Source organism: Paenibacillus sp. J22P143 (genome assembly GCF_059692035.1).
In genome coordinates this window covers 66,560-86,750 of record NZ_JCAUAQ010000022.1, presented here as the reverse complement: position 1 = coordinate 86,750, position 20,191 = coordinate 66,560, and the positions used below count along the sequence as shown (strand labels likewise).

8 protein-coding genes are annotated in these 20,191 nt (G+C 42.4%); all 8 read left to right on the top strand.

Annotated features, from left to right (window positions below):
* Nucleotides 1-12 precede the first annotated feature (12 nt).
* Nucleotides 13-1,287, top strand: a complete 1,275-nt coding sequence (locus AC58PQ_RS23070; protein WP_497245738.1) for an ABC transporter substrate-binding protein — start codon at nt 13-15, stop codon at nt 1,285-1,287.
* A gap of 438 nt (nt 1,288-1,725) precedes the next feature.
* Nucleotides 1,726-6,414 (top strand): discoidin domain-containing protein, encoded by a 4,689-nt coding sequence (locus tag AC58PQ_RS23065; RefSeq protein WP_497245736.1) that lies wholly within the window; start codon nt 1,726-1,728, stop codon nt 6,412-6,414.
* Between the two features lie 1,287 nt (nt 6,415-7,701).
* Nucleotides 7,702-9,999: an AraC family transcriptional regulator gene (locus AC58PQ_RS23060; protein ID WP_497245754.1), complete on the top strand. Its 2,298-nt coding sequence runs from the start codon at nt 7,702-7,704 to the stop codon at nt 9,997-9,999.
* A gap of 341 nt (nt 10,000-10,340) precedes the next feature.
* Nucleotides 10,341-11,258: an ABC transporter permease gene (locus tag AC58PQ_RS23055; protein ID WP_497245734.1), complete on the top strand. Its 918-nt coding sequence runs from the start codon at nt 10,341-10,343 to the stop codon at nt 11,256-11,258.
* Between the two features lies 1 nt (nt 11,259).
* Nucleotides 11,260-12,114 carry a carbohydrate ABC transporter permease gene (locus tag AC58PQ_RS23050; RefSeq protein ID WP_497245732.1) on the top strand — a complete coding sequence of 285 codons (855 nt, stop codon included), beginning with the start codon at nt 11,260-11,262 and terminating at the stop codon, nt 12,112-12,114.
* Nucleotides 12,115-12,227: 113 nt separating this feature from the next.
* A complete protein-coding gene (locus tag AC58PQ_RS23045) occupies nt 12,228-13,799 on the top strand; it encodes an extracellular solute-binding protein (protein ID WP_497245730.1) in 1,572 nt (523 codons plus the stop codon).
* A 205-nt stretch (nt 13,800-14,004) separates the two neighbouring features.
* Nucleotides 14,005-19,320: an endo-alpha-N-acetylgalactosaminidase family protein gene (locus tag AC58PQ_RS23040; RefSeq protein ID WP_497245752.1), complete on the top strand. Its 5,316-nt coding sequence runs from the start codon at nt 14,005-14,007 to the stop codon at nt 19,318-19,320.
* Between the two features lie 378 nt (nt 19,321-19,698).
* Complete coding sequence (locus AC58PQ_RS23035; protein ID WP_497245728.1) at nt 19,699-20,061, top strand: helix-turn-helix transcriptional regulator; 363 nt, start codon at nt 19,699-19,701, stop codon at nt 20,059-20,061.
* The last annotated feature ends 130 nt before the right edge of the window (nt 20,062-20,191 follow it).

The following is a 20,191-nucleotide window of genomic DNA, read 5'->3' as shown; positions in this document are numbered from 1 at the left end:
GTGGTCGATTTGATGGGAATATTAGATAAAAATAAAAGGGGATCTTTGCTTGCAGTTCTCCAACTTCCGTTAATTCTTCTAACTGGGTGCGTGTGGAGGAACGTGCCACATTCGGTTGTAGGTGATGATGAGGCGATTGCGAAAATCACCTTTGTGGCTCCTGAGTATAGCTCGTCTACAAGGCCTTTTTTTGAAAATGCGGTAAAAGAATTCGAGTCGAAATACCCGAATATCGAGGTCGAACTGCAGGTCATTAATTGGGATAATCTGGATAGCGCTTACAATACAATGATTAGCCGCAATCAACCCCCGGATTTACTGCTATCGAACATTTACGCGCATTTTGCAAAGGATGGCTTGCTGAACAGTATGCAGGACCTTCTTTCTCCTGAATTGAATGATAAATTTTACCCTTTTCTTATGGATAGCAGTACAATGCAGGGCATTCAATATACGGTTCCTTATGTTTCTACGATAAGAGAACTATATTATAACAAAGATATTTTCAATGAAGTGGGCCTTACAGAAACGCCAAAGACATGGAACGATCTGGAGGAAATTGCGCGTAAAATCAAGGAGAGAAAACAGATAGATGGTTTCGGTGTGGATTTGACGGACAACGAAATTTGGTCGTATCTCTCTTACTTTTTCTACGGAGCCGGAGGAGGTTGGATGAAGAATGGTGAATGGGCGATAAATTCTCCAGAGAATGTGGAAGGAATAACTTTTCTAAAGACGCTTTATGAAAAGGGGTTGACTGACCCCGAGCCGGCGGTCACGACACGTGATGAGAAACAACGTATTCTTGGGAACGGCAAGTTAGGGATGCTCATTTCCGGCAACTACTTTGAGACTGTCGTCCCGCAGGAGTTTCCTGGATTAAAATGGGCGAAAGGGCCCATCCCGGTAAAAGAGGGGCAAACTCCATTCGTATTTGGTGTACAGGATGTGTTGATGTCCTTCAAGACAGATCATACAAACAAGGCGGCATTGCGTAAATTTCTTGATTTTATCTATGAAGATTCCCGCTATGAAGAGTTTGTCCTCAGGGAAGGGTTTCTTCCAACCATTCGTACAGTAGGCGGTAAATTAGCGGCGAATGATACATTCATGAAACAAAATCTTGACTCCATAAAAAACGCAAGGTTCCACCCGATCAATCATCCAGCATGGTCTGCAGTGCTTAATGCAACCAGGAATATGGGCCAGACTGTTTTGCTCGGTCAGACAACTCCGAAACAAGCACTTGATCGGCTGCAGCAGATCGCGATGGATAAAAGCCGCTAAACGAGACAAAAGATCAGGGATGGATTTGAAGCCCAAAAGTGGGCAAAAGACAGTAGATTTTCAACTATTTTCAGTACTAATTTCAATGGTTGTAAATCGTGAATATCACTATGATAAAGGCGTAGATGAAGAAGTTTTAATTCGATGGATACTTGGTGGAATTTCGAGGCGGAAAGGAGGTGCGTCATTTCGAGAGTTAACAGAACGACTTTCTTTGACATTCAATAGTTTGCAATCTGAATGATTTTATTAAAAAAGAGTCATTCCTGTAATGTAGTCATTTGAGTTATTCACATGTATTAGGCAATGACATTAGAAGCACCGGAGAAGCCGACGAATAACATGCCATAAGGGCAATAACCCCGTACAGGAGCAAGAATCGGTAACCAGCCCTTTGGCGAAAAACAGGAGAAACATTACTTTATTGGAGGATTTTTAATGAAAAATAGGCTCATTTCAGGAATTATTTCGCTACTACTTTCTGCTTCAATGTTGATAACACCCCTTTCATTGACGGCAAGTGCTGCTGTATCGAACTTAGCACTTAATAAAACAGCCAGTTCTTCTGCCAATGAAGCTAGCAGCTTAACACCAAATCTAGTATTTGATGGAGACACAACAAGTCGTTCATCAAGGTGGTCTAGTGGAGGTTTTCCTACTCCGCAATGGATTTCAGTTGATTTAGGGCAGGTTCAAACATTTGATCGCGTTAGGATATACTGGGAAAATTCCTATGCTGTTGATTATCAAATTCAAGTTTCCAGTGATAATAGTCAATGGAAAACGGTGAAAACGGTAACAGGTGCTACTTCAGGTGGTATTCAAGTTTACCAATTCCCAGCAGAAAATGCGCGATATGTTAGAATGTATGCAACAAAAAACAACCCTACGATTTGGAGTTCAATTTCTTTGTATGAAATGGAAGTTTACAATGGCGCAGTGCCATTAACGTTGCAGGAAATAGCAAATCAACAACAACTATCCATCACGTTAACAAAGGGAATAACGACTCTTCCAGTACCAACAGCACCTCAAGGTTATGAATATGTATTAGTAGGCTCTGAGAATCAGCAAATTATAACAAGTAATAGACAAATTCAGGAGCCTTTAGTAGATACGAATGTAACCCTATCTTTTCAGTTAAAAGACTCAGCTACTGGGCAGGTGGCAATTATACCTGATACTATTGTAACTGTACCAGGAACATATCAAAATCAACCGGGTACAAATGTAGTTCCAACCGTAATTCCATCATTACGAGAATGGCATGGAGACATTGGGCAAACTCAAATCTCTAGTAATTCAAGGATTGTTATTGATCCAGCCAATGAAGCAGATTTGAAAAGTCTTGGAGATTTACTTAAGACAGATGTACAAACAATTACAGGGAAGGAACTGAATGTAGTAGTAGGCACCCCAAATCAAGGGGATATATTCCTAACTTATAGTGGCGGAGTTTCAAGATTAGGTGATGAAGGATATGTGTTTGATGTCAATAATTACATTGCAATCAAAGCAACATCTAAGACTGGAGCATTTTATGGAACAAGAACCTTGCTTCAAATACTCATGCAAGACCCTGGAAAATCCAATGTTCCAAAGGGAACAGCTATGGACTATCCAAAGTATAAATTTAGAGGTTTATCCTTAGATGTAGGAAGAAAATTCTACCCTATGAGCTTTTTAAAGGAATATGTAAAATATATGTCATTTTACAAGATGAATACATTTCAAATTCACTTAAATGATAACGGTTTCACTAAAATTGATAAATTAGATAGCAATGGCGTCGCAGTAACGCCTAAAGTAACTATAACATTACCTTGGGAAGACACTTATTCGGCTTTTAGATTAGAATCCAATATACCAGGTTTAACGTCTACAGACGGATCATACTCCAAGAATGAATTTAGAGATTTTCAAAATGAAGCTACAAGCTTTGGAGTAAATATCATTCCAGAGATTGATTCTCCAGCACACTCATTAGCGTTTGTTAAGGCTAGACCTGATTTAGCCTATGGAAATTCTAAGGATCATCTTGATCTCAGTAATCCGGGTACTTATCCATTTATAGATAGTGTATTTAAGGAATATCTTGATGGACCAAACCCAGTGTTTGTTGCAAAAAATGTTCATATTGGATCTGATGAGTATTCAGGTACGAATATCAATGAAATATTTAGAACTTATATAGATCATTACCTGAATTTAATAAAAGGTTATGGTAAAACGCCACATGCTTGGGCAGGATTATCATCATATCCTGGCAATACACCAATAACAAAAGAGGGTACCGTAATGCAAGTATGGAATACAGGTTTTTCGGACCCCGTTAAAGCATTAAAAGATGGTTATCAAATTGTTAATATTAACGATGGAGACACGTATATTGTTCCGGCTGCAGGATATTATTACGACTACCTGAATAATCAAAATTTATATAACAATTGGGAACCGTATAAGTTTGGCTCCACTAACGCTGGTAATGGGAATCCAAATATTTTAGGTGGAATTTTTGCAGTTTGGAATGACAAAGTAAACAATGGAATTTCCATCTTTGATACCTTTGATCGATTGAAAACTTCTACACAGGTTATTGCGGAGAAAACTTGGTATGGTAAGAATGTAAATCAAACGTATACGCAGTTTACAAACCTTCTGGGCAAAGTAAATGAAGGTCCAGACTCAAATTTATTAAGAAGTATCAAGTCAACTGGAGATGTAGTATTAAACTATAATTCTAAAGTTGAAGGAAATACGTTATTAGATAGCTCACCGAATATCTACAATGGGCAGCTAACACCTGGAGTGAAAAATCAAAGTAATAGAATCGAATTTACTGACAATAATCAATTCATAAATACGAATTTAAAATCAATTGGTTTTCCATGGACCGTGAGCTTTGATATTAACCCAAAGGCTGGAAATGCAGATGATACAACGATTTTTTCTGGAGAAGACGGGGTATTCAAGCTAAGACAAAAGGATACAGGTAAATTAGGCTTCTCAAGAGAAAATTATAATTTTAAATTTGATTACGTCGTACCTACTGACACATGGACAGATCTTACAATCGTAGGTACAAACCAGGATACTAAGCTTTATGTTAATGGAGTACTCAATCAAACTTTACAGAGGGTTGGTTCGAATTCGAGTTTTGATAATAACTCTGAAGTAGATCCAAACAAAAACGGTCCAGGTTTCAAAAGAATTTCGATGTCTACTTTTGTAATGCCTCTGGAAAAAATCGGGGGGTTTGTAGGGGATTTAGGTAAAGTTAAGGTGATTAATAGAGCACTATCAAGTTCAGAGATAGCAAATGAAGTAGGCGTATTTACTCAAAATGACTTAGCACTTGGTAAAACAGCAACAGCCTCATCAGTAGAAGCAGCAAGCTTACCTGCAGCAAATGCAGTGGATGGAAACTCATCAACTAGATGGGCATCAGGTTATACTAACAACGAGTGGCTTAAAGTAGATTTAGGTGCAAATAAAACCTTTGATTCAGTATTAATTAAATGGGAAACGGCTCGAGCTTCAAGTTACAAAATTCAAGTTTCAAATGACAATCTTACTTGGACAGATGTCATTCAAAAGTCAAATTCTCCAGTAGGAGAAGAAAGGTTAACATTTGCGCCTGTAACAGGAAGATATGTAAAAATGCAAGGAATTACAAGGGCGAATAGTTATGGATATTCAATCTTTGATTTTAAAGTATTTGAATATAAAGATTTAACACCACCAACATTAACTTTAGGGGAAGTAAACAGAACTTCAGACACAGAGGCAACAGTTAAGTTTACCTCAAATCAAGGTGGACAATATTACTACGATGTTGTAAATGCTGGACAGGCAGCACCAGCTATAAATACGTTCGGATCAGGAACTGTTATCAATGCTGGTGAAACAACATTAACCAATCCTGTAGGCTTAACAGCAGGAGCAAAGGATATTTATATCGTAGTAAAAAATGCAGCAGGGATTTTAAGTAATCCATTAAAGATTACTATAGAGAACTATGTACCAGTAAATCAAACAACATTGACAAGCATCGGCTTCAATCCGTCAGACTATAGTGTAGTGACGGGATCGACAGTGAGTACGATCGTGAATGCAACCTATTCTGACCTAACGACTCCAACGTTGACCAGTGGGGTAACCTATATCTCTGCGGATCCCACTATTGCAACAGTTCATCCTACGACCGGTATTATCACGGGTATTTCAGCCGGAACTACAGTCATTACGGCCACATACCAAGTTCAGACGGCTAGAGCTAACGTGAATGTTACTGCTCCTGTAACCCCAGTGGCCGTATTGGGCGGCGCGAGTACTGTTGTGGCAGGTCAACCGCTCGCTATGAAGTTTGGCTTAAGCAATGTTACGCAAAGTGTGTTCCAGTCGGTGTATGGTCTAGATTTCACAATACAGTATGACCCTGCAAGTGTACAATTCGATTCGGTGACATCCCTGATAGAAGGATTCCGAGTCTTCGAGCCTAAAGAAACAGCTCCAGGACATATCCGAATTGTGGCTGCAAGCTTGGGCGTGAACGTGCCTGTCCAAGGTGAAATGCTCGCAATCCAATTTAAGGCCAAGTCTGTAGCTCAGGCAACCAATACGACAATTTCTGTAGACCATGTTGTGATTGCTAATGCACCGGGGAATGAGTTGCAGGTTGGCGGAGCCTCCCGTGAGATCCCAATTACTGTACCTACGATACCTGTAGATAAGGCGTCCTTGAACGGGACGATCACAAGCGCTCAGGCGAAGTTCGCTGCAGCAGTAGAAGGCAATAGGGACGGACTGTATGCGGTTGGCTCCAAAACGCAATTGCAGTCGGCTATCAATACGGCTACTGCAATAGCGAATAATTCGAACGCGACTCAGCAGCAGGTGGATAATGCGAAAGCCGCATTGGAAGCAGCAGTTCAGTTGTTTGAAAGCAAGCTAATAACCGCAGATATCAATGGAAACGGTGTCTCAATTGGAGACTTGGCTTTAGTTGCAAGAACTTACGGTAAAGAACCAGGTCAAGCGGGCTGGAATGAGAACGCGGATGTAAACCATGACGGCAAGATTGATATTGAAGACCTAGCCATAGTAGCGTTTGCGATCTTGAAATAAACAGCTTCGAAAGATTATGGATTAGATGGATCGGTAAAGAAATGCAGGGGAGATCCAATGTCTCCCCCTTTTCATTTCCACGTGCTGACAAATAAAATTCCCGATTGAGTTAGGCTTCCGATATCATCCGGGATAGGAATGAAACCGGAAAACGAAAATTTCCAGAAGTCGTTAGGCGTCAACATAAAGATTGCGAAGAGTACCTTGTACCGAAATTGGTTTTGAGTGACATTGATCCTTAGTATTTCAAAATTGCCTTGGATTGTTGCATGGTCCACTAAAAGGATTCGGCATCTGCCAGGATTGGAAAGCGTTTTCGATAATGGTAGCCAAAGTGATTTGCAATAAACTAACCCACACCATGTTATATGAAAGGGAGAATTTCTTCGATGATAAAAAAATACACGCATTTAGTCTGATGTTTCTTATAACAGTCCTGTACTTCCAACAATCGGTATACAAGCAAACTCCGGCCCCGCCTTTTTGCTATCCATCTCGGATGACAGCATAGCGGCAGGTGATAACTTCCAAGTCACGATGAGTGGAAAGCAAGTAAGTGACTTGTACGCATATGAGGTCAATTTATCTTTTGATACCAGCCATTTGAAGTATATCAATGGGGATATTTGATAATAGCGACCATAAAGAAATAAAGGGGAAAAAGGAGCTTATCCATTGAATTATTGCTTATATGATAATAGACAGGAACGGGTTGTTCTTATGAGGTTCCGGGTATCTTGGATCGAAGGTATGACAAGTTATTGCTCGGGAGTTCGGAATTAGGTCCAATATAAGGGGGGCTTATGCTTAAACGAATCCTATATTTGTTGTTTCACATGTTAAGTCGCTTCTATAAGAAACCGGGGTGTTGGCAGTCCTATAAGTTCATAAGATTAGTAAGAAAAAGGGATACTTATAAATAATGCATGCTTACATTCCGATTTGATATAGTAGTACAGGCGATGTAATCTGACAGTTGAACAGTTTCATAAGGAACTGAGGAAATTGTCAATACGGGAACAGCTTCGAATGATTATGGATTAGATCCACTAAGAGAACGGGATTGGATTCAGACGAAGGAACTGAGAGACAAAGGTCAGGGATGGATTCCTGGCCTTTGTTTTGTTTTCTGAAATATGGAAAGAAAGACAGTAGATTTTTTAACTATTTACAGTACTAATTTCAATGGTTGTAAATCGTGAAAATCACTATGATAAAGGCGAAGCAATGTAAAAGTTAGCGGTTACGCACTATTACATCATAGGGAGGTGAGCCATTTAAGTGAAAATGAAAATTTTAGATGTATTTTCCAAGCGAAAGGAATCGATGCTGAGGAAAATGATCATTGTCTCGCTATTTATTTCGATTGTGCCGACGGTAATTACAGGATTGTGTAGTTATCTTTATGCATCGTCCGTTGTAGAAACCGAAGTCAACAAAGCTAATTATCAGATTTTGAAGTCTGCATCCGAAAATGTGGATAAAAAGCTGCAGGCGATTCAGATTAATCTATTGCAAATATTGAACTCGCCTTATTTTCTTACGGATTATAATGTGGATCTGAAAGTGGATCAGATCGACTTCTTTGGCAAAGTATATAAAATACTCGGGGCTTTTCAAAATACCAACAAGGATTTGCATGAACTCGCACTCTATATACGGGACATCGCATATATCTCTCCGACGAACGGTACGATCCGACCAGATGTTATAAGCTTGGCTGTTCGGAATAAATTCGATCATGAGTTGAAAGCTAATTATCGGCTGCGTTGGTTGAATGAGACATTCCCTGTGACGCCAAATATGGATACGGACAAAGACGTGACGCTGATCAATAAGTTTCCTCTCGGTAGTAATGAACCGATTGGACTCGTCCTTGCGTCAGTAAGTTCTAATCAATTCCGTGAAACTATCGGGGATTCGACAGTCTATAAAGGACAATTCATGTTCGTTGTAAGCGAATTTGGAAAGTTAGTCACCACTACATCGGACGAGCTTCAGTCAAGCAATTTCTATGAGAGTATTTTGCGGGCAGGCGAAGGGAAGTCCAAATATAATTTTACTTGGAAGGGCACCGTCTATTTGGTTACAAGCATATCGTCGAACTACAATGGGTGGAAATATATCGATGTGATTCCGGTGAGAGAATTGAATGTCAAATCAAGAGGAATAGCGTCTATGTCGATGGGCATCGTCTTCTTTTTCATTCTAGTTAGCGTTGGCGGTTCATTCTACGGCAATCGAAAAATTTACCGGCCTGTTGAACGATTGCTGGCCAATATTAGAAACGATTCTGGTACGGAGATTGATTCCGATGAGATGGGCTTTGTCCATAGAAATTGGGTGGAGCTCAAGCATAGGGCATCCCAACTCAAGAATGAACTAACATATCAGTTGCCGATCATACGCGAGTCTTTCGTTCTGCAATTGCTACAGGGTCATTTCTCCGTATATACGACTCACCAATTGAACGAATTGTTGAGTCGGCATCATCTTCCTTATCTGGCCGAGTTCGCCGTGTTTGCGATTGCGTTTGATATGGATACAGACCGACAGGGGAAATTTCGCGACAGTGATAAAGAGCTTATGCTCTTTTCCATGAAAAATATTATTGACGAATTTATTCCACTGAGTAATTGGCGAGGCGTAACGGTAAATGTATTCAATGATAGCTTAGCGACTTGGATTTGGAGTGCGCCTGAGACGCCGGAAGCAGACAAGGAGGAGCCTGATTTCTTTGCTTTTGCCGAAAATATGCGACATACGCTCTCGAATTTTTTACAGCTCCCAGTGACGGTTGGGTTAAGCGTAATCGGATATGAGGCGAAGGAAGTGCCGGGATTGTACCGCCAAGCTATGCTTGCATTGGAGTCGCGCATCATTACGGGAAGGAATATGGTGCTGCTAGACGAAGGCAGCCTCGCCAGCGAGAGCAGCTATCCCGTTGAGCTAGAGCAACACTATGAGATCTCTCTGAAGCTTGGCAATCAAGAGGAAGCAGAACGAATGTTGAATGATTTCATGGAGACGGTCAGCAGGCAGGCAAGATCTCTGGAAGGTGTGCTGCTCTACTGTAATCAGCTGCTTGCCGCAACGATGAGAACGGCTTATAGCTTGAAGGTGGAACCGAAGCAACTGTTCGAACAATACGATCCTTATACGCATTTACGTAAATTGAAGAGTATTGAGGATATTAAAAGATGGTTTGTGACAGCACTTATTTCACCAATTATTACGGCCGTTCAGAGCAATCGACATGGCGAGTATGAACGAATGGTGATGTCAGCCGTAACTTACATACATGAACATTATCACCTTGATATCTCTCTTGAAGAATGCGCAGATTATTGCGGTGCCAGTGCGTCTCAGATAAGCAAATGGTTTAGGAAAATAAAGCAGACTGCCTTCACAGATTATTTGACGGAGTATCGCATTGAGAAAGCGAAGCAAATATTGGATGAAACCGATTTGACGGTTAGCGAAATATCTCATCTCGTCGGGTACCAGCGTCAAAATTTCATGCGCGTCTTTAAGAAACAGGTCGGTATAACTCCTGGTCAATACAGGGAATCAGTAAAAGCATAGTACAGCAACCATAAAGCTTGCGGGATCAATCCTGCAAGCTTTATTTAAATATAAGAATTTATATGTTTCACATAATAAGTCGGCTATATTTCTAGATAAACGCTACCGTCCTAAGAGGACGGCGTAGCCGTTTATTTCGTGTGAAATCTGCCGTATGTCGTAATTTTGTTTCAAGTGATACCATTGCTGCCTGGAATGCGACAACCCTCTCAAAACATTGATTTGGCGAGGTTTTTGACTGCATACCAATTACGCCTTAATTGCGCCTTGCAGGCGACAAAGTATGAATCGTATATTGCAAGTATAAAATCTGCACTTGCAGCTACGAGAGGTGACGAAGTATGGCATTATGGTTTGGGGGCTGGAGCGCAGCCCTGAAACGAGACAAGTATTTGTACTTATTAATGACGCCCGGCTTGCTCTTTTTTCTCATCTTCAAATATGGGCCCATGTGGGGCTTGTCGCTAGCATTCCAGAACTACTCCCCATTCCTTGGGTTCTGGAAGAGCGAATGGGTTGGCTTCAAATATTTCAGTGATTTCTTAACGAATCCTGATTTTTTCAAGCTTCTGAGGAATACGCTAGCGATTAGTTTCTTGAACATTCTGTTCTTTTTCCCGGCGCCGATCATCTTGGCGTTAATGCTTAACGAAGTGCGTCGAGCACGGTTTAAGAAATTTGTGCAAACCGCCATTTATTTACCTCACTTTGTCTCATGGGTCGTCATTGCAGGTATTTGCTTTATTTTGCTTAGCAAATCTTCTGGGATCGTTAATGGACTGATTGTAGATGCTGGCGGAACGAAAATTGATTTTCTAACGAATGCGAATACATTCTGGCTATTATTAACGTCGCAAAGTATTTGGAAGGATGCCGGATATGGGACGATCATTTTCCTTGCGGCGCTGACTAGTATCAATCCCGAGCAGTACGAGGCAGCTCAGATCGATGGGGCTAGCCGATGGAATCAACTGATTCATATAACGCTGCCAGGAATAAAGTCCACGATCGTTGTTCTGCTTATCCTTCGGTTAGGAACGGTGATGGATGTCGGTTTCGAGCAAGTCTATCTGATGAGTAGCGCTCCTGTTGAAAGCATTGGGGACGTATTCGACACGTATGCATATCGCGTCGGTGTTCAGCAAGGGAGATTCAGCTTTGCCGTGGCCGCAGGTATGTTCAAATCGATTGTTGGCTTCATTATGGTCATCGCAGCGAACCGTATCGCAAAGAAAATGGGCGAGGAGGGAGTGTATTAGGATGGATCGTTCTTCCAAATGGTTAGATGGCTTCATCTATATAGCACTGTTCATATTTTCACTCTCTACCTTATTGCCGTTCATCTACATCACGATCGTGTCCTTCACAGATCCGCATGAATTTATAACAACGCCTGTCTTGCTGTTTCCGAAGTCATGGAGTTTAGCTTCGTACCGATACATCATGTCATCCAATCAATTTATGAATTCCTTCTTTATTACAACGCTACTGACGATCGTCGGTACGGTTGGTGCTTTGCTCGTGACGTCAGGGTTGGCATATGGATTATCGCGCAAGAGATTGAAAGGGCGAAATTTCATCCTGACCTCAATTTTGTTCACGATGCTGTTCAACCCTGGCATTATGCCTAACTATTTATTGATTCGAAATTTAGGATTGTTGAACAGTTTCTGGGCATTGGTGTTGCCGGGGTTAGCGACTGCATTTTACGTGCTGCTCATGAAAAGCTTTTTCCAAGACGTGCCTGCAGAACTGGAGGAATCAGGTAAAATGGACGGCTGCTCGGATATCGGCATCTTTTTTCGGATTATTCTCCCGATATCCTTACCGGTCATAGCCGCATTCAGTTTGTTTTACGGAGTTGCGTATTGGAACACGTATTTCAATGGCGTACTTTACATCAATAAGGACACGCTGCGTCCGTTGCAAGTCGTTTTGCAGCAAATGCTAGCCGCAAGCGCTGCTCCCCCTGATGAAGCTTCAGGAATAGTGATTCCAGCGGAAACGGTGAAAATGGCAGCTGTCGTGCTTGCAGCAGTTCCGATCGTCATGGTGTATCCTTTCTTGCAAAAATATTTTGTCAAGGGTTTAACACTTGGTTCTGTGAAGGGTTAAGTAAAACTTTCTTGAGAGGGGTGATACTGCGTTTTGGAATGGCAATAATGTAAACATGTTTTCAAAAGGCGGGCAGCAACATCTAAAAAAAAAATTTGAGGAGGCAACACACAATGAAAAAGGTATTAAAAATGAGTGGTCTTACGGCAGCAGCAGCCCTTATGCTGATTTCGACAGCGTGCGGTAACAATAAACCGGCTGAAACTCAGTCATCGACATCTCCAGCTACACCTGCACCTTCAGCAGCGCCCAAAGCGCCTACGGAAATCTCGATTATCGCACCTACTTACAATGATGCACCTACTAACGATTTGGAAAACCTTCAACAAGTCAATCAGAAGTTGAATGTTAAAATCAATGCTTCCTATGTTCCTTCCAACAATTACGATGATAAAGTTAACGTTATGCTGGCGTCGAATGACTTGCCTGATTTGACAGTTGTGTGGGATATTACGAAGCAAAATTGGACTCAAGCGCTTTCGCAAGGCGCATTTTGGGATTTAACCCCATACATCAAGAACTATCCGAATTTATCCAAGATCGATTCTGGCGTGTATAGCGCATTATCGTTTAATGGGAAATCCTTTGGAGTACCGCGGGTTAGACCGCAGGATGGCCATGAATCGCTCATTATTCGCAAAGACTGGTTGGACAAACTGGGGTTACAGGCGCCGAAGACGACAGACGAATTCTATAAAGTCATGGAGGCGTTTACGAAAAACGATCCAGACGGCAACGGAAAGCCTGATACTTATGGATTTGCGGCCTACGCTACGCCTTCGCCTCAAACCTACTTATTCTCGATGTTCGGTTCTTCTACAGCTGGCGTTCTTATGCAAGGCTGGGCAAACAACGCTGGTCAATTAACTCCGGCATTCGCTTCTCCGCAGATGAAGACTGCGCTAACTTACTGGAGCAAAGCGTTCAATGATGGATTGGTCGTACCAGATTATCCAGTTATGAAGGCCCAACAGTTGAAGGATATGTTCATCCAAGGGAAAATCGGGATGTATATCGGTAATGTCGTGGATATTTACAATGCGCCGAATGTGATCAAAGAACTTCAAAAGGTGAATCCGAAAGCGGATGCAGTTGCTTATGAACTGCCTGCAGCTCCAGATGGCAAGCGTTACTATGAAAAAGGTTCAGGAAATTTCGGTCAATTGATGATCAGTAAGAAAGTGTCAGAAGATAAAATGAAGAAAATTTTGGAACTCATGGATTATGGCAATACACTTGAAGGTTGGAAGCTGATCAATTACGGTGTGAAGGATAAAGACTATACAGATACTAACCTTCCGACCATTGTCGTACAGACGGATGCCGCCAAAAAGCAGAATATGTTACCGAACCCAGGTCAATGGATACCGACCTTCTTTAACAAATATGCAAGAGCCGAAAATGGAGACATGTCACCAGAGGTTCTCAAGTATGACCACGATCTGATTGATTCGATCAGCAGCCAATCCATTTTGGATCCGGCTACAGGCATCAATACACCTACAAATGGAGAAAAGGGAGGCGATTTCCTCAAGAAAATTTATGACAATGAAATCAATACGCTTGTAGGCAAAAGCAGCTTGGACGATTGGGATAAGTTCGTCAAATCCATGCAGGATGACGCTTCTTTCCAAAAGTTAATTAAAGAAGTGAACGATGCCTATAAAGCCAAAAGTGGTAAATAAGAAAGCATTTTCAAACTGACGAGCATATAGATTGGTCTTTACGGTGGGTGATAAGCTGCAAGTAAGCTGATCACCCAGCCGTTCATATGCTATTAGAGCTGCCTTTAACTAGGCGATCAAGATGGGGAAATCCGATTTCATTGATTGAATTTGTAAGCGTTTTTAAAAATAATGAGATGCAAGGGGGCATTTTATCTTGTCAAGAATGAGTAGATTAATTCAAAAGACTTTAGGAAGAAAATTTAAGATCACGTTATCGCTTCTGTTTCTTTTGGCACAGTTCTTCTCAGTCGGTAATCTATCGTTTTTTGGTGAGACGGCAGTTCTTGCAGCAAATCAGACAAACATTCAGTCAACAAATTTGAGCGTGACAGTGGATGACGCTTTTCCAAGAATTATCCAATACCAATGGATGGGGGCAGGAGCGTCTAACGGTGCTGTATTTTACGGAAATGAAGACACGCTGAGTCAGGTAAAGATCAACGGTACGACGTACACACCAGTTGTAACTAATGTTATTACAGGGGATACGATAACCTATACACTTGCCATTTCAAGTATAGGGGTAACCATGAAGATGTATTTCAAGGTTACTGACAACATTGTCGAATTCAAGGTAAGCGATATTGCCGAAAGCGGCGCAACGAAGGTAATGACGTTTGAAATTCCCAACCAAAACCTGATAGCCATCCGTGATAATCAGAGCAATGCCATGGAAACAGGGGTTGACGTCAAGGGGTCTGTTAGTTATACAGACAATTCCAAGGAAGAATACAACACATTAACTACCAAAGCAGTTGACGCAAACCCGGTAGCAAAATCTTATCTTATTTTGAATACCGATAAGCTTGCGGCAACTCTGTATAATAATGCCATTAATACGACGCCGACTACGGGGAGCAAAATTCTCGGCGACAAGTATGAAACCAGATACTTTTACCAGACGGTGAATAAGACCGGGTATAAGAGGATGGGGGCATGGAACAATGCTTGGACTTACAGGGAATTAGCGACGGAGATTATGGAATTGCCATATGCGAAAATTGCCATTACACCCGATGCAAACACTGACGGTACTGTAGACTGGCAGGATGGTGCCATTGCATACAGGCAGATCATGAAAATTCCATATGGTGCAGACACAATTAAAAAGAGCTTTGCCAGTATAGCATATACCCGTGGAAGCCTTGCCCAGTGGCCCTTCTTGAGAACACTGGATATGGTCAAGAAGACATACCTCTATACGGACGGATTCGGACAGTTCCTTGAGTATAAGGGACATCAGGCTGAAGGTCATGATTCAAACCACCCTGACTACGGGATCAACATTAATAAGCGAGCAGGGGGGCTGACTGATCTTAATTATTTTGTCAATCAGGCGGCTCAATATAACACGAATGTTGGTGTACATATCAACGCTACCGAGGCTTATCCGGAAGCGCAATACTATAGTGAAGATATTCTTAGACAGCCGCACGTGGGCGGTTGGAATTCACTGGACCAGTCATACCTTATTGACCAGTACAAGGATGCGACCAATTTGGGGACTCACGGCTTGGCTGACAGGCTCGCAGAGTTGAGAGCAAATGTGCCTGGCCTGAAGTGGGTTTATGTTGATGTGTATTATTTTCAGGGATATCCGGAGTGGAAGCTAGGGACAGAATTAAACAAGAACGGTTGGATTGTGGGTACGGAATTCCAAGGCGCACTTGAAGATTATGCGGTATGGAACCATGTTCCACAGATGAAGAGCCAGGTAGTAAGGTTTATGAAGAACGGGGTTGCAGATTCCTATGGTTTTAACCCTATGCTTCTGAAATCAAGGCATGCAGGTTCCATGGGGTACGGTAACGATAGAAACGACGATCAGTCTTTTTCTGTCAGCTTAACTGACCAAATGAAGATATTCTACACCAACAATTTGCTGATGAAGTACATGCAGAACTTTGACATTATGAAGTGGACAAATAACAAAATTGATTTTACTAACAATGTCTATGTGCAACAAACTACATCTGAGCCTAACCCGGTAGTTGAGTTATACAAGGACAATAAAAAGCTTGCCACGTATCAGAACAATTATGATCCTTCAACCTTTAACGTAACTAACGTAAGTACCCAATTGTTCATCCCGTGGGACCCTCAGAATGAGACTAAAATCTACCACTACAACACGAACGGAGGAAGTACAACCTGGGATCTTCCTAACAGTTGGTCAGGTCTGAGCACCGTGAAGCTTTACCAGTTATCTGATATAGGCAAAACTTTTGTAACAGACCTCACGGTAACTAACGGAAAGGTAACGATTCAAGCAACGGCCAATACCCCGTATATTGTCTACAAAGGTGAGCAAACCAATCCTGTTATGAATTGGGGAGCAGGCGGATATGTGAAGGACCCGGGTTTCGACAGCCATGACCTATCGCCTGCAACCTCGGCATGGTCCCTATCGTCTACTGGCGGCAGCACAAGCCATATAAACATAGTGAACAGCAGTCTTGGTGAGACCTATGTGAATGTGAACGGAAACAACGGCGCTGATGCGGTATTGAGCCAGACCATCACAGGGCTGACCCCAGGTAAGACCTATCAGCTCTCTGCGTGGATGGAAGTCAATGGAAGGACTGGGACAATCGGCGTCAATAACTATGGTGGGGCTGAAGTTACGAATACCATGGCTAAATCAGAGCTCGACAATCAAATGTATAACACCTTAAGATATACATCTAACAATAAAATGCAGAGAATCAAACTGGAATTTACGGTGCCAGCCAATCAGACAAGCGCAAACATTTACTTCAAGGCAAATGCAGGGACTGGTTCATCGTATATGTACCTTGATGACGTGCGTATTGTAGAAATGAATACTACGCCATTTGGAAGCCACTACTTCTTCGAAGACTTTGAGAGCAACGACGAAGGCTTAGGACCTTTTGTACAGACCAAGCTTGTTTCACGCATTCACAGATCGGAGCTTCATAGCGGTTTTACGACCGATACGATCAACGGTAATTACTCATTGAAGATGAGAGAGACTACTTCAACTGAAACAGGAGAATACATGAGGACTGTGCCTTACAACGTCAAGTTGCAGCCCAATACGATGTATAGGATGAGCTTTAATTATCTGCTTGATCCGACAAACAGTGGAGCCTATTCTGTTGGTGTCAAAGGAAACAACGGTTTAATTACTTTGTCCAATGTGTCAATTCCATCATCAGTTAGCGGCTCCGCATATTCAACATTTACAAAGACATTTTTAACTGGTAACTATAATGATACTTACGTTTCATTTAGTAAGAACGGGGGAGGAAAGCTTGACTTTGTCATCGATGACTTTGCGATTGACGTTGTCCCCACACCGCCTCCGCTGACAGTACCTACAGGTATAATAGCGACTGCATTAAGCCCATCCCAGATAAGCGTAAGCTGGGGCGAGACGGATTTAGCAACTGGATTTGACTTGGAAGTAGATGGCCAAGTAGTAACATCTGCTATCTCCCCTTACATTCATTCCGGGTTGGCTGTAAATTCTACGCATACCTACAGGGTAAGGGCAAAGAATGCTGCAGAAACAACGGATTGGAGCGCGCCAGTAAGCGTTGCGTCAACGAATGCGATTTCAATCGTTGCAACAGCGGATGCATATGTACGAGACGGTGGGTCAGCAACGACGAACTATGGATCTGAGCCAACTACTGCGGTTAAGTGGGATGCAGTAGGCTATAGCCGTGAAGCCTTCTACAAATTTAACTTGGGCAGTATACCAGCAAATATGACCAGTGCAAAGATTAGGTTATATCCAACGATAGCTGGCGCAACATCGCCAGGGGTTAATGTTGAGCTTGTTCAGAATACGTGGAGCGAGTCTACACTAAACTGGAACAACAAGCCTTCGGTAATAGGAACCAAATTGAATGCAAGTCCTATCATGCCTGTGCTTAACACGGCGTTAGTCATTGATGTGACCAATATTGCAAAGAGTGCACTTGCTAGCCAAGATAAAAATATCTCCATAAAAGTAACGAATGCACTCCTAAGAGGCGGATCAGCAGATAGTCAATTTGCGACGAAGGAAAATAGTATTTCGCAATACTGGCCGGTGGTGGAATATACGGCTCCGGGAAGTATTAAAGGCAAGATTGTAGACAGCAGTAACACGCCGGTATCTGGCGCAACTGTGACAGTATCTGACTCCAGTGCAGTGAATGTTTCAGTCTCTACAGCAGCGGATGGAACATATACCATCACAAACATACCGTCAGGTTCTGGTTATACCGTAACGGCAAGTAAAGCGGGATACAGTGACGCGTCACGCTCGAATGTGAGCGTACCAATGGGGGATGTATCGATCATTGATATGACACTTACACCACCGAAACCGTCTAACAACGCAGATCTGAAAGGGTTGAGCCTGTCCAGCGGACAGTTGAATCCGGCATTTGCAGCGGGGACGACATCGTACACGGCGAATGTGGCGGGCGATGTGAGCAGTATTACGGTGACAGCATCAGTCGACGATAGCACTTCGACAGTAAAGGTAGGCGGACATCCGGCGACCAGTGGTCAGGCAAGCGGACCGATCGGCCTGAATGTAGGCAGCAATACGATTACCGTAGTAGTAACGGCACAAGACTCGACAACGAAAACTTATACCTTGACCGTGAATCGCCAGACATTGCCTCCAACAGCCCAATTGAGTGGCGCCAATACCGTTATTTCATGTCTGTCGTTCGATCTCATGTTTGGACTGAGCAATGTGACGGATAGCGTGTATCAGAGCGTCTATGCACAAGATCTTACACTCAATTATGATCCTGCTAAGTTTGACCTGAATGCGATCACATCCATGAAGCCTGGATTTGCGATCGTAACCCAAAAAGAAGAAGCGCCAGGTCGTGTTCGAATTCTGGCCGCCAGCCAAGGGGCAGATCATGCAATCAATCCCAATGAAAACTCTTTGAAATTCTCGTTCACTGCCAAATCATTGACCCAAGATACGAATACAACTGTCTCCGTGACTCGTGTTGGTATCGGGAATAACGTGGGTGACGAATTGCAAGTTAACGGGGCTTCCCGTGATGTGCTGGTCACTGCACAGGCAGATAAAGCGGTATTACATGCATCGATTACTTCCGCCCAGTCTACACACGATGCTGCGATGGAAGGAACGAAACCAGGTCAATATCCTGTAGGCTCGAAAGCGGTTCTGCAGAATGCGATCAACTCGGCATTATCCATAGACACCAACCCTGCAGCAACGCAGCAGCAAGTCGATCAAGCAGCAACGGCCTTGCATGCAGCAGTACTGGCATTCGAAGCGCTGGTTGTAACCCACATTCCGGGTGACTTAAACGGAGATGGTCGTATCAGCATAGGAGATTTAGCCAAAGTAGCAGCAGCCTATGGAAAGAATTCTTCCAATCCGGATTGGAATCAATATCTATTGGCTGATTATAACCATGACAACAAGGTTGATATTATCGATCTTGCGGCAATCGCCAAATTGATTTTAGAGTAATGAAGTAGTACGAAGAAGGGAAGGCTCAAGAGCCTTCCTTCTCTAAACATATTGAAGGGTATAACAGGCAGGGCGGCGATTTCCGTAGCAGCTAGAATTATTTATACTTAAGTAGGAGAAGTGATTGCATGCTAATGGATCGCTATGCAAATGATATATTGGCACTGATCCCCCCTTTTCCAAACTATCATCCGTATCCGAAGATTGAAAAAAGGGTAATATGGGAATCTCTTCCTGATCTAACTCGAAAATATTGGATTTCCAGAGGGGAAACTTACCTGCACTTTACGTGGCCTGCAATGACGGCTGTAGATTACTTGCAATATTCAAGAAATGGAAATGTTGTCCGATTTCAGAACAAATACGAGGAACGTAGGATTGTATTGGTTTCCTTGGTCCTTGCAGAATGTATGGAAGGAGTCGGCCGCTTTACCGACCAGATTATTAATGGAATCTGGGCCAATCCCAAGGCAAACAATTGAACAAACCTCACAGTTCATGAGAGAAAATTTCAATCGAAATTTGACCTTGTCTGCGATCTCGGAGCACATATATATGAATCCATCGTATTTCAGTGTGATGTTTAAGAAGAAAACGGGCCAAAGTAATATTGAGTTTCTTACTGAAATTCGGCTGGATGCAGCTAAAAAAATGCTTAAACAGCCCGAGTTGAAAACTTATCAAATAGCGGAAATGACAGGATTTAACGATGCAGCTTATTTTTCCTTTTCAAACGGTTAGGTACTCGATAAGGGCTATTCGACGGGTGGATCATGCTTGAAATACAGCAGATCCCACCAACCGTTTGTTATATGCCAACAAATAGAAAAAATGAAAGGAGGTGCTGTTATTAATTGATGTAAGCGCTTTG